Origin of the sequence: Stenotrophomonas sp. ZAC14D2_NAIMI4_7, assembly GCF_003086675.1 — a bacterium.
Lineage (GTDB): Bacteria > Pseudomonadota > Gammaproteobacteria > Xanthomonadales > Xanthomonadaceae > Stenotrophomonas.
The window spans coordinates 435,613-447,914 of sequence record NZ_CP025995.1; the positions used below are offsets into that span (position 1 = coordinate 435,613).

12 protein-coding genes are annotated in these 12,302 nt (G+C 62.0%); 4 read left to right on the forward strand and 8 right to left on the reverse strand.

Annotated features, from left to right (window positions below; genetic code table 11):
- The first annotated feature begins 9 nt into the window (after positions 1-9).
- Positions 10-1,173 carry a COX15/CtaA family protein gene (locus C1922_RS01965; RefSeq protein ID WP_108748243.1) on the forward strand — a complete coding sequence of 388 codons (1,164 nt, stop codon included), beginning with the start codon at positions 10-12 and terminating at the stop codon, positions 1,171-1,173.
- 4 nt (positions 1,174-1,177) lie between these two features.
- Positions 1,178-2,071: a heme o synthase gene (gene cyoE, locus C1922_RS01970; protein ID WP_108748244.1), complete on the forward strand. Its 894-nt coding sequence runs from the start codon at positions 1,178-1,180 to the stop codon at positions 2,069-2,071.
- Positions 2,072-2,137: 66 nt separating this feature from the next.
- On the opposite strand, the gene C1922_RS20325 is transcribed toward cyoE, so the two are convergent.
- Together C1922_RS20325 and C1922_RS01975 are read right to left on the reverse strand one after the other, a co-directional pair.
- On the reverse strand, positions 2,138-2,779 hold the full coding sequence (locus C1922_RS20325) for a hypothetical protein (RefSeq protein ID WP_159091835.1): 642 nt from the start codon (positions 2,777-2,779) through the stop codon (positions 2,138-2,140).
- On the reverse strand, positions 2,776-4,758 hold the full coding sequence (locus C1922_RS01975; RefSeq protein ID WP_108748245.1) for an ATP-binding domain-containing protein: 1,983 nt from the start codon (positions 4,756-4,758) through the stop codon (positions 2,776-2,778). The genes C1922_RS20325 and C1922_RS01975 overlap by 4 nt, the downstream gene beginning before the upstream one ends.
- A gap of 185 nt (positions 4,759-4,943) precedes the next feature.
- Here C1922_RS01975 and C1922_RS01980 point away from each other — a divergent pair, with 185 nt between their 5' ends.
- Positions 4,944-5,750, forward strand: coding sequence for a calcium-binding protein (locus C1922_RS01980; protein WP_108748246.1), 807 nt, complete (start codon positions 4,944-4,946; stop codon positions 5,748-5,750).
- A 241-nt stretch (positions 5,751-5,991) separates the two neighbouring features.
- Positions 5,992-6,906: an IS110 family transposase gene (locus C1922_RS01985; RefSeq protein WP_108750631.1), complete on the forward strand. Its 915-nt coding sequence runs from the start codon at positions 5,992-5,994 to the stop codon at positions 6,904-6,906.
- Positions 6,907-7,029: 123 nt separating this feature from the next.
- On the opposite strand, the gene C1922_RS01990 is transcribed toward C1922_RS01985, so the two are convergent.
- The 6 genes from C1922_RS01990 to rpsU all read right to left on the reverse strand — a co-directional run bounded on the left by C1922_RS01990 (position 7,030) and on the right by rpsU (position 12,169).
- A complete protein-coding gene (locus tag C1922_RS01990) occupies positions 7,030-8,001 on the reverse strand; it encodes a bile acid:sodium symporter family protein (protein WP_108748247.1) in 972 nt (323 codons plus the stop codon).
- A gap of 28 nt (positions 8,002-8,029) precedes the next feature.
- A complete protein-coding gene (locus tag C1922_RS01995) occupies positions 8,030-8,530 on the reverse strand; it encodes a sulfur transferase domain-containing protein (RefSeq protein WP_108748248.1) in 501 nt (166 codons plus the stop codon).
- A 22-nt stretch (positions 8,531-8,552) separates the two neighbouring features.
- On the reverse strand, positions 8,553-10,295 hold the full coding sequence (gene dnaG, locus C1922_RS02000) for a DNA primase (protein WP_108748249.1): 1,743 nt from the start codon (positions 10,293-10,295) through the stop codon (positions 8,553-8,555).
- 58 nt (positions 10,296-10,353) lie between these two features.
- On the reverse strand, positions 10,354-11,280 hold the full coding sequence (locus C1922_RS02005; protein WP_108748250.1) for a YihY/virulence factor BrkB family protein: 927 nt from the start codon (positions 11,278-11,280) through the stop codon (positions 10,354-10,356).
- Positions 11,281-11,376: 96 nt separating this feature from the next.
- On the reverse strand, positions 11,377-11,820 hold the full coding sequence (locus C1922_RS02010) for a GatB/YqeY domain-containing protein (protein ID WP_108748251.1): 444 nt from the start codon (positions 11,818-11,820) through the stop codon (positions 11,377-11,379).
- A gap of 133 nt (positions 11,821-11,953) precedes the next feature.
- Entirely contained in the window at positions 11,954-12,169 is a 216-nt protein-coding gene (gene rpsU, locus C1922_RS02015) for a 30S ribosomal protein S21 (protein ID WP_002808376.1), read from the reverse strand.
- Positions 12,170-12,302 lie beyond the last annotated feature (133 nt).

Consider the following 12,302-nt stretch of genomic DNA (forward strand, 5'->3'; position numbering starts at 1 on the left):
TCCCGTTTGATGAGCCTTTCCGCGCGTCCGGCGCTGCACCGTAATTTCCACCGCCTGGCGTGGTTCGCCATGATCATGACCGCCAGCACGATCATGTTCGGCGCCTTCGTGCGCCTGTCCGATGCTGGCCTGAGCTGCCCGGACTGGCCGACCTGCTATGGCCAGGCCACCTGGCCGCAGCACGTGGAAGAAACCATCGGCCACCCGGCCGCCGAGATCCGCCCGCTGGAAACCCACAAGGCCTGGCGCGAGCAAGTGCACCGTTTCCTGGCCGGCGCGCTGGGCATCGAGATCCTGACCCTGGCCCTGCTGGCCACCCGCAAGCGGCGCTTCGGAAGCACGGCGGTGGTGACCGCCTGCGTGCTGGTGGCCGCCGGCATACCGCTGTACATGATGGGCTGGCATGGCACGGCCAGCGGCCTGGCCCTGGTGGGTGAGGCGATCCTGCTGATCGCCGCACTGCGCTGGGGCAACATCGATCTGGCCCGGGCGGCCCTGCTGACCCTGGCGGTGGTGATCTTCCAGGCCCTGCTGGGCATGTGGACGGTCACCCTGCTGCTGAAACCCATCGTGGTGATGGGCCACCTGCTGGGCGGCATGCTGATGTTCGGCCTGCTGGTGTGGATGGCCTGGCGGGCAACGCACCTGCCGATCACCCTGGCCGAAGCGCCGAAGCTGAAGTGGCTGCTGCGCATCGGCGTGGCCGTGCTGGTCACCCAGATCGCCCTGGGCGGCTGGGTCAGCGCCAACTACGCCGCGCTGGCCTGCGGTGGCGGCAGCGCGTCGCTGGACAACTTCCCGCGCTGTGCCAACCAGTGGTGGCCGCAGCACAACTTCGTGGAAGGCTTCACCCTGTGGCGCGGCATCGGCGTGGATTACGAAGGGGGCGTGCTGGATGGCGCCTCGCGCATCGCCATCCAGATGGCGCACCGCCTGTTCGCCATCGTGGTGGCGGCCTACCTGCTGTGGCTGGGCCTGCGCCTGTTCCGCCTGCCCAGCATGCGCGGCTGGGCCAGTGCGCTGGTGGCCCTGCTGGTGCTGCAGGTCACTCTGGGCATCCTGAACGTGAAGCTGGCCTTGCCGCTGGCGGTGGCCGTAGCCCACAACGGCGTGGCCGTTGCCCTGTTGTTCGTGCTGGTGAGCCTGCTGGCCCGCCTGCGCGCGCCGGACTGATCGCATGTTTTCCAACTATCGCCAGTACTGGGACCTGACCAAGCCGAAGGTCGTGGCCCTGATCGTCTTCACCGCTCTGGTCGGCATGGTCCTGGCTATTCCGGGCGTGCCCAGCTGGGAACAGGTACGCGCCGGTGCGCTGGGCTTCCTGGGCATCTGGCTGGCCGCTTCGGCCGCCGCTGCCATCAACCAGCTGCTGGATGCGCACATCGATGCACAGATGGCGCGCACCTCGTGGCGCCCGCTGGTGGTGGGCAAGGTCAAGCCGTGGCAGGTGCTGGTGTTCGCCGGCGTGCTGATCGTGCTGTCGATGGCGATCCTGCTGCTGTGGGTGAACTGGATCACCGCGGTGCTGACCTTCGCCTCGCTGATCGGCTACGCGGTGATCTACACCGTGTACCTGAAGCGTGCGACCTCGCAGAACATCGTCATTGGTGGTCTTGCCGGCGCAATGCCGCCGATGCTGGGCTGGGCGGCGATCACCGGCATGCAGGGCTCGTCGGACTGGGCGTATTCGTCGCTGCTGGTGCTGATCATCTTCATCTGGACCCCGCCGCACTTCTGGGCGCTGGCGATCTTCCGCCGCGAGGACTACGCCAAGGCGAAGATCCCGATGCTGCCGGTCACCCACGGCGTGGTGCACACGCGCAAGCAGATCCTGGCTTATTCGGTGGTGCTGGCGCTGGTCTGCGTGGTGCCGTACCTGGTGGGCATGAGCGGCCCGTTCTACCTGGGCGGCGCGATCGTGCTCAATGCCGTCTTCCTCTGGTACGCCTGGCGCATGCTGAACCCGCCGGACGAGCTGTTCTCGATGAAGATGTTCCAGTACTCCATCGTGTACCTGATGGCGCTGTTCGCGTTCCTGCTGGTGGACCACTGGATCCTGCCTTGGATGTGATCGGCTGATGCCGCCGGGCATGACCCGGCGCCGCTTAATCGCGGACCACTGCATCGTGCTTCAGCTTTAACGGATGTAGCGCTTGGCTACAGACGGGTCGCAAAGTGAATGAAGTAAATCAAGTCCAACCTTCGAATTCAAGCCAATCTTGACAGCAGAGGTGTTCTTGAAAAAGAAATCGAGATGATGGAGGGGGTGAAATTCTCCATCCTCGTTGCCTGGGTCATGGTCGTATCTAAAATAACCGTGGTCCTCTGCCAGAAGTTCGGCAAATGCGTCCGCATATTTTAGGCATTGCGCGACTTCAATTCCGAAGCTGTCGTTTATGCCGAGTGCGATATCTTCATGGCAGAATGAAGATGTTGCACACGTCTGAATTGCGTTGCGAAAAATGGAAATTAGTTCGCCGCTTACAGGTTCAGATAGATTATCAATATTGAAGGAAATAAAATTGCCTTCGGTAATTACTTGGAAGGGGATGGACATTGAGAAATATCCATCTCCTCTGCGAATCCAGGCCCGAGTGTAGTTTCCCGAAAAAATCGCAATGTCAAAATCATCCGGCCTGGTGATCGATGATATGTCGTGACATGTATTAACGATCTCGGCTAGGGAAAGTAAGTTTGAAAGATTGTCGCCTGCCTGACGAACCGCCTTGAACAAGTCGAGGCGGTAGCGCGGAACGTCCTTGTAATAGATCGCTGTCACAGAGGTTTGATCCTATCAAATTCAATTTCTAGGATTTTGTTAATGTATTCTTCGTCGTATTCGGAGTCGCCGACCATTGATATTATTCGATTGGTCAGCTTTGATGCGACTCGAGGGCTAGCCTTGCGTCCAGCGCAGTATCGCTTAACAATTTCTTCGAGCGATGGCTGCTCTTCGAGGACAATGAAATCTTTCTGTTGTGCAATCTCCGCGTCAGATGGAATTCGAACTTCCATGACATTTTTTTTGTAGATTGCATTAAGTCCATTCTTTATGGCTTTCACTGTTGTCGCATCAGCTGCGGGGCCGACGATGAGATGGCTTTCTAGGAATGACCTTGCCATCATAGTGTAGAGTGCGTTGCGGAAAGAAGTCTGCCGATTCAGGTCCCTGGCGACGCAAATTACAAATGGAAATTCCAAGCCCTTGGCATTGTTGACGTTGGAGATAAAAAATTTATCGGGGTTCGTCTGTTTTGTTTCAAATGAGACGTTGGATTCCCAGCCGAAAGTAGTTGCCGCATCCGCTTTGAGCTCTCCGATTACGTCGTATATATAACTGTCTTTATCCAAGAAGATTACGGCAATGTCCCCTTGCTCTGTGCTCGGGTGCCGAACCTTTATCTTTTTGATTAGGGAGACGATTGCGTTGGCGATCGGTTCTTCGCCCGAGATTGTATGGACTTCGGTGCTGCGGAAGTCCTGAGGGATGTCCTCAAATCTACGCAGCGGGTCGCGGGACAGTAGCGCCCTGTTGCCATCCTCAACATAGTGGTACCCGCACGCGTCCCATTCGTCTGGCTTCAGCCAGCGAAGTACTGGTTGCTCGAAGAGTCCCATTCCCAGAGAATGGGAGAACATGAGGTTCGTTGGCTCGGTTCGATAGCATTTCTTCAGTACCATATCTGCTCGATTCACTCGATCGTCAATGGTTCTGAATATGTTCTGGAAAACGTCTCCTGCGACAAACACTTTCTTGGACGTTACTAATTCGCAGAGCTCAATGAAGCTATTTGCGAAGTCCTGGCTCTCGTCGATGAACATGTAATCGAAAGCGAACCTCTTCTCGCCTTGAATTGCACTGATCTCAGCAACTGCCTTCTTGCAGAGAAAGTCAAAAGATCCAGCATGCAGACTCCCGAATGGGATTCCGTAGAAGTGACATATATATCTGTATGTTCCGGAAAGTGGCTCTTTTCCACTTCCCCACGAATGGAAGCAGAATAGCTTCTTGTCCCATTCTATTTGCCTCTCTACGCGCATGAAATCGAAGAAATCAGGAATTCTTTGTCTCATCGAAGAGGCGAGAATTCTGTTAAAGCAGGTAAAAGCAATTCTGGCCTCGGCGTCTCTCGAGTAAATTTCCTTCATCTTGTGCAAAAGGAGCTCTGTCTTTCCCGAGCCGGCCAGTCCTTGAATTACGAATCTCTTATTGGCACCCAACCTAAAGACAAAACTAGTCTGGTCGGTGTCAAAAAGAATGATCTTTGACTTTACTGTCTCGAGAAGGTCCTTGGCGTCGAGATTGATTCGCGTGATGTCATTGATGCTGCCGACGACCAGTGATGTGATTAGGTCAACTATTCGTGCGTCGCTGACTTTTTCAATAATCAGATCATCGAAGTCCACATTATCCTTATTTCTATATTGAAAAAGCTCCTGCCACCTCTTCTTTCTGCCAATTTTCTCTCGGTATCTGAACTTCTCCGACAGGAATGAGATATCCTCGAGCAGGTCATCGGCATAGTCGTTTAGTGCGCCCTCATCATTGCCAAAATCAATGAAGCAGGGGTGCATGCCGGCGGCAAATACAACGACTGCATTGTCATAGTCGTAGTCGGTATCGTCTTTGGATAGTGGTCTTCGCAACACATAAGTCTGTTTCTTGTGAAGCCTCGAAAACTCTTCGATTTTTAACCTGATGCCAGCCTGTTCAGCTAGGTCTTCGGCGTCAGGGGCATAGAAGCAGTAGTCGCTCATTTGCAATCGATCCTCGGGGTGCAAGCGTGGCTGTGCTTTCAGGATAGAAGGCGAAACTCCTTCACGCTAGGGGGGAAGGCGATCAGTTACGCCGCAATTATGGCTATTTGTATGCTTGTGCTTGAAAAGACTGTGGCTGAGCAGTAGTCGATGGTCGTTTCGATCGAACCTGGGACAGGACTCAAGTGCATTCAATCTTCCGCAGGACCGCTGCGCTGCTGCTGGCGCTGGGCATTGCCGTGACCGCGCATGCCGACGACACCGCCGCGCAGATCCGCCAGCACGCCGCTGACCATCGCATGCTGGTGCTGGGCGAATTCCACGGAACCCGCGAGACGCCGCTGCTGGTGCGGCAGCTGGTGGACGACTACAGCCGTACCGGTCCGGTCGTGCTGGCGCTGGAACTGCCTCGCGGGGAGACCCCCACCCTGCGCGACTACCTGGCTTCCGATGGCGGCGAGCAGGCACGCCGGCAGCTGCGCGGGCGTGCGTTCTGGACCGTGCGCTATGACCAGCACGATGGCCGTCGCAGCCGCGACATGCTGGCGATGATCGAAAGCCTGCGCGTGCTGAAGGCGCAGGGGCGTGTGATCGACGTCGTCGGCTATGACGTCAACGCCAGCAAGGGCGGCAACCAGATACGCGATGACCGCATGGCGGCCGAGCTGCGGCGGCTGTACGGGCGGCTGCCGGATGGCGCACGCATGCTGGTGCTGACCGGCAATGTGCACGCCATGCTGCAGCGGCCGGCAGGTGCACCGCCGGAAATGCAGACACAGCCGATGGCATCGCTGCTGCGCGATCTGGATGTCTACAGTGTGCGATTGGGCGCGTTGCGTGGCCAGGCGTGGGCATGCGCGGACACTTGCGTGGCGCGGTCACTTCCCGAACAGGTGGCGAGCGGCCCACGGGTCGATACCCATGCAGGACGCCAATACGACCTGTGGGTCTGGATGCCGGAACTGAGCGTCGGCACGCTCGTGGACCCGTAACGCCAGGCAACCCATCCACGCATGGCGTGGATCTTATCTCTTGCCGATCTGGCACTTTAGGTGCCGAGAGCCCGGCGCGGGCGACCGTGTGGATCCAGGTCTTGCGACCGTGAAGTAGCTTGGGTCCCCACGCCGGATTCTCCCTGAATCGCCCGAACAGTTGGTTGAGTTGGCGCTCGAACTGATAAGACTGGGCAAGCAGGGGGAGCTCTCGACCCTGTCAGCCTATCGGAGTTCTGCCATGTTTGGGATCGGGATCGATGTAAGCAAAGGCACGCTGGACGTGGCCGTCCACGAAGACCAGTTCCGCCAATTCAGCAACGACAAGCGTGGCTTTTCCAGTTTGATCCGGTGGCTGAAGAAGTGGCCCATCAAGCAGATTGTTCTCGAGGCCAGCGGGGGTTACGAGCGGGCTGCGCTGGATGCCTTGCACGCTGCCGGCCTGCCCATGGTGCGCATCAATCCGGCGCGTTCCCGACGGTTTGCCCAAGGCACCGGTCAGGCTGCGAAAACCGATAGGCTCGATGCCAAGGTGTTGGCGGAGATGGCCCATCTGCTGAAACTGACCCGCTACGTCCCGCCGGCTCCCTGGCAACAACGGCTGGCTGAATTTTCACAGTGCCGCAGGCAACTGGTGCAGATGCGGGTCAGTGAGACGCAGCGCTTGCGGCGTTTGGCTGATCCGGATCTGATTGCGATGAAGCAACGCCACATAGCTCAGCTATCTGAAGACCTGAAAAAATTGGATAGGGCTATCGCCGAGCAGGTTGAAGGACAGCCTTCCTGGAAAGACATCGGCTCCCTCAAAGGGGTGGGTCCTGTCTTGGTCAGCACGCTGGCCTGTGAGCTCCCCGAGCTGGGCAGCCTCGGGAGCAAAGCCATTGCATCCCTGGTGGGCGTGGCGCCGATGAACCGCGAAAGTGGGACGTGGCACGGCCAGCGGCGCATAAGTGGTGGGCGCGCGGTGGTGCGTGAAGCCCTCTACATGGCGGCCCTTACAGCCATCCGGTACGAACCACGGCTGCGCGATTTTTACGCTGGCCTGAAGGCCAAAGGCAAAGTGAGCAAGGTCGCCTTGGTGGCGGTCATGCGCAAAATGCTTGTGATCCTCAATGCCCGCAAGCGGGACGCCGAGTTGGCCCTCGGCAGACCCTGACAAGACAGTTGCTACTGCGGGGTAACGCCATCCGCGGTCAGTAGATCCACGCCATGCGTGGATGGTGTCAGTAGATCCACGCCACGCGTGGATGGGGTTCCCCACAACAACCCGCGCGCCCAGTCAGGGCGCGCGCTTCGCATACCGCTGCGCGATCACGCCGCAGACGATCAGCTGGATCTGGTGGTAGATCATCACCGGCAGCACGATGGCACCCAGGCTGCCGCCGGCGAACAACACCTTGGCGATCGGCACGCCAGTGGCCAGGCTCTTCTTCGAACCGCAGAACACGATGGCGATCTCGTCTTCGCGGTTGAAGTGCAGGCGGCGCGCCAGGAAGGTGATGAGCGGCATGGCGATGCCCAGCAGCACGGCAGCCACCACGGCCACGGCAAACAGGGACAGCAGCGGGGTCTTGCTCCACAGCCCTTCGGTCACCGCTTCGCCGAACGCCGAATACACCACCAGCAGGATGGTGGCCTGGTCGGTGTAGCGCAGCAGCGCGCGCTGCTTTTCCACCCAGCCGGCAATCCACGGCCGCAGCAGGTGGCCGGCCACGAACGGCACCAGCAGCTGCAGCATGATGCCGCCGATCGCGTGCAGCGGGTCGTGCACGCCGCCGGAGGTGCCGGCCAGTGCGGTCAGCAGCAGCGGGGTGAGGAATACGCCCAGGATGCTGGACAGCGACGCACTGCAGACCGCCGCCGGCACGTTGCCGCGCGCCATCGAGGTGAACGCGATGGACGACTGCACGGTGGACGGCAGCGTGCACAGGAACAGCACGCCCAGATACAGCTCGGGGGTCAGCAGCCAGCCCGACAGCGGCTTGAACATCAGCCCCAGCAGCGGGAACAGGATGAAGGTGCAGGCCAGGATGGTCAGGTGCAGCCGCCAGTGCAGCATGCCGCCAATGATCGATTCGCGAGGCAGGCGCGCGCCGTGCAGGAAGAACAGGGCGGCGATGGCCACGGTGGTGACATCGTCCAGCACCATGGCGGCGGCGCCCTTCATCGGCAGCAGCGAGGCCAGGGCCACGGTGCACAGCAGGGCGAGGGTGAAGTTGTCCGGTCGCAGGCGCGACCACCAGCGGGTCATGGTGGGCAGGCTCCTTGGTACGTGGGGTTCAGGGGGAGGTGACCGGTTCCGCCAGACGCTGGCGGGTGGCGGCTTCCAGGGATGCCAGGCCGGCCCGTTGGCCCAATGGCAGGGCTTGTTCCGGGCTGGCATGTTCATAGCGTGCGTTGACCAGGGCGAGCACGGCGCCGGCGCGGTTGCCCGAGGCGCAGTGCAGCAGCACGGGGCCCTGGGTCTGCTGCAGCGCCTGGTGCACGGCGCGCACGTTGGCTGCATCCAGGCCGTCGGCGCCGGCTACCGGAATGCGCACGTAGCGCAGGCCCAGTGCTTCGGCCTGGGCCGTTTCGTCGTAGCCGCGGTCTTCATCGGGCTGGCGCAGGTCGATGACCGTGCGCACGCCCTGCGCGGCCAGTGCCTGCAGCTGTGCGGCACTGGGTTGGCCGCCGGCATGCAGGCCCGGGCGCACTTCGTTGATCGGATTTTCCCCGGCCAGCGCGGCCAAGGGCATGCAGAGCGACAACAACAGCAGGCAGGTCAGGCGCAGCAGCATGGTCTCTCCGTGGTTGGCCGCCCTACAGGCGCAGGGTGGCGCGCGCCTTCAACAGCTCGCGCAGTTCGTACTTGTCAGTATCGTCCAGGCCCTGCTGGCGCTGCTTTGCCAACAGTTCGTCCAGACGTTGCACCAGCAGTTGTTTCTCCAGCTGGGCGACGGCGTCGTGCAGTTCCTGGGTCCAGACCGCCTCATCGCCGGGCAGGGTCTGCGCGGCCAGCGTGTGCAGCGAGGCCTGCTCTTCGCGGCCGTCGAAATGCTGCAGCAGGGCGCCGGTGCTGATGTCCGGGCGCTGTTCGACCAGCCCCAGCAGTTCCAGCAGCAGCTCCACGCCGGGCAGGCGCAGGCCCTGGAAGTGATGCTTGCCGCCCAGGGTGAGCGCCAGCGACGGCTGCTGCAGCAGTACCGCAATGGCACCACGCACCAGGCTGCGCTTGGCGATGGGCTGGATCTGCCGGGCCGGCGCGCGCTGCGGCAGCGGCGCGCGCGCGGCCGCCGCGTTGCCGCCACCCAGGCCGGTCAGCTGCGCCAGCTGCTGCTTCATCAGGTCGCCGAAGGCGCCGTCGGGAATCTGCGCCAGCATCGGCTTCGCGCGCTCGGCCAGGCGGGCCTTGCCGTCCAGCGTGCCCAGGTTGATCTCGCGGGTCAGTTCATCGAAGAAGAACTGCGACAGCGGCGTGGCCTGCTTCAGGCGTTCGTTGAAGACCTCGGCGCCTTCCTTGCGCACGATGGTGTCCGGGTCCTCGCCATCGGGCAGGAACAGGAAGAAGGTCTGGCGGCCATCCTTCATGCGCGGCAGCACTGATTCCAGCGCCTTCCAGCCGGCACGGCGGCCGGCCGCATCGCCGTCGAAGCAGAAGAACACGTCCGGCGCGTTGCGGAACAGCAGCTCGGCATGGTCGGGCGTGGTGGCCGTGCCCAGCGTGGCCACCGCCTGGGTGACCCCGAACTGGAACAGCGAGACCACGTCCATGTAGCCTTCGACCACGATCAGCCGTTCGATCTTCTGGTTGGCCTGGCGCACCTGCCACAGGCCATACAGTTCGCGGCCCTTGTGGAACAGCGCGGTTTCCGGCGAGTTGAGGTACTTGGGGCCGTCGTCCTTCTCGAACACGCGGCCACCGAAGGCGATCACCCGGCCACGGCGATCGAAGATCGGGAACATCACCCGGTCGCGGAACTTGTCGTAGACGTGGCCGCGGTCGTTCTTGGAAAACAGCCCGGCGCGGTCGAGCAGTTTCATCTTGCGCTCGTCCTTGCCCAGCGCATCGCGCAGCCCGCTGTAGCCGTCCGGCGCGTAGCCGATCTGGAAGCGGGCGCGGTTCTCTTCGTCCACGCCGCGGCCATCCAGATATGCGCGTGCTTTGTCGCTGCTCTCCAGATTCTTCTGGAAGAACTTCATGGCCGCATCCAGCGCGGCGTACAGCTCGCGGCCTTCGTCCTGCTGCTGCGCACTGCGCGGGTTTTCGCTGCGCGGCACTTCCATGCCGGCGCGCTTGGCCAGTTCGTCCACCGCGTCGAGGAACTCGAGGCGGTCGTAGTTCATCAGGAAGCTGATGGCGGTACCGTGCGCGCCGCAGCCGAAGCAGTGGTAGAACTGCTTGGTGGGCGAGACGGTGAACGAGGCCGAGCGTTCATCGTGGAACGGGCAGCGGGCGGCGTACTCCTTGCCCTGGCGCTTCAGCGGCACGCGGCTGCCGACCACCTCGACGATGTCGGAGCGGGCCAGCAGGTCGTCGATGAATGCGTCGGGGATACGGGCCATGGGCAACAGGGCAGGGGCGCGGCCGGCGGGGCCACGCAGAGGGGAACAGACAGTGCCCCTAGTTTACCCCTTGCTGGGCATCTGCCTGCGCCGTGGCCGGATCGATGCCGGCCAGCGCCAGATGGTTGCGCGCGCGCAGGCGCTCATCGATCACCGCCGTCATCAAGGCACCGACGAAGAACACCACGGTGGCGTAGTAGATCCAGACCAGCGAAATGACAAGCGCGCCCATCGACCCGTAGGCGCTGCCCGGCGCTACGGTGGCAATGTACACGCCGATGCCATAGCGCCCCAGCGCGAACAGCGCCGAGGTGATGACGCCGCCGATGAACGCCTGGCGCCAGGCCACGCGGCGGTCCGGCAGGTAGTGGTACATGAAGGCGAAGCCGGCCGCGTACAGCAGCAGGCTGGTCAGGTAGCCGATGGCCGGCAGCACCGACGGCAGCTGCGCGAAGGCCACCTGCAGCATGGTGGTGGCGGTCATCGACAGGATCAGCAGGAAGCCCAGCGCCAGCACCACGCCAAAGGAGAACACACGCTTGCGCAGCCAGGCCTTGATGCCGTCAAGGCGTTCGCCGCTGGTGCGGAAGATCAGGTTCAGTGCGTTCTGCAGTTGGGCGAACACCGCCGTGGCGCCGATGAACAGCAGCAGGGTGCTCCACAGCCCGGCCAGCGAGCCCACGTCGGGCTGGTTGTCGGCGTTCTTCAGCACGGTTTCTGCCACCGTGGCGGCACTGCTGCCGGCCACCGAGCTGATCTGTTCGACCAGGGCCTGCTGCGCGGGCGGGTACAGCGAGGCGGTCAGCCACAGCAGCAGCACCAGCAGCGGTGCCATCGACAGCAGGGCGTAGAAGGAGACCGAGGCGGCCTGGGTGAGCACATCGATGTCGACGAAGCGCTTGCCTACCGCCATCGGGAAACTGTCCTGCAGGCGCTGGACGTACTTTTGCAGATTCACGGGGACGCGGGGTGCCGGTTCGACCATGTGGCTGTTGTAGCAGCCGGGGGTCGAAGGCGTGGTGAAGCATACAGACGCAGGTAACGCCGGGCATGGCCCGGCGCTACCGGATGCAACGCAGGCTTACGACAGCTGCTGCTTGACCAGCTTGGACACCAGGCCCATGTCGGCCTGGCCAGCCAGCTTCGGCTTCAGCGCGCCCATCAGCTTGCCGATGTCGGCCGGGCTGCTGGCGCCGGTTTCGGCCATGGCGGCCTGGATGGCGGCCACGATCTCGGCTTCGCCCATCTTGGCCGGCAGGTAGGCTTCGATCACCACGATCTCGGCGCGCTCGATCTCGGCCAGGTCTTCACGGTTGGCCGCTTCGTACTGGCTGACCGAGTCCTTGCGCTGCTTGACCATCTTGTCCAGCACGGCGATCACGGCGGTGTCATCCAGCTCGACGCGCTCGTCCACTTCCTTCTGCTTGATGGCGGCGTTGATCAGGCGGATCACGCCCAGCTTGTGCTTCTCGCCGCCCTTCATGGCGGCCTTCATGTCTTCGGTGAGCTGCTGCTTCATGCTCATGAGGAACCTCGTGGTGGTGGTGGGGCGGGGCGGATGCCCGGGCCCGGAAACGCAAAAAGCCGGCGACGCTCGCGCGTGCCGGCTTCGACTCCACTGCGGAAGGGCGAGCCCGCCGCAATGAAGATGCGTCCGATCAGTACAGGCGCTGACGCTTGGTGACGTCGCGCGACGAGCGGCGCAGCTGACGCTTCACAGCAGCGGCGGCCTTGCGCTTGCGCTCCTGGGTCGGCTTTTCGTAGAACTCGCGCTTGCGGGTTTCGGCCAGCACACCGGCCTTTTCGCAAGTGCGCTTGAAGCGGCGAAGAGCAAACTCGAAGGGCTCGTTCTCGCGGACTTTGACGCTGGGCATGGAATCTCCGGGACACAGTAGAACCGGGTCACGCCCGGCGAGCCGCACATTATAGCGGCGAAAAGACAAACTGCAAGCGGCCAACCCTGAATACGGGCCGGTGGTTCGATTGCAGAGGGTTCTGCACAGCCCC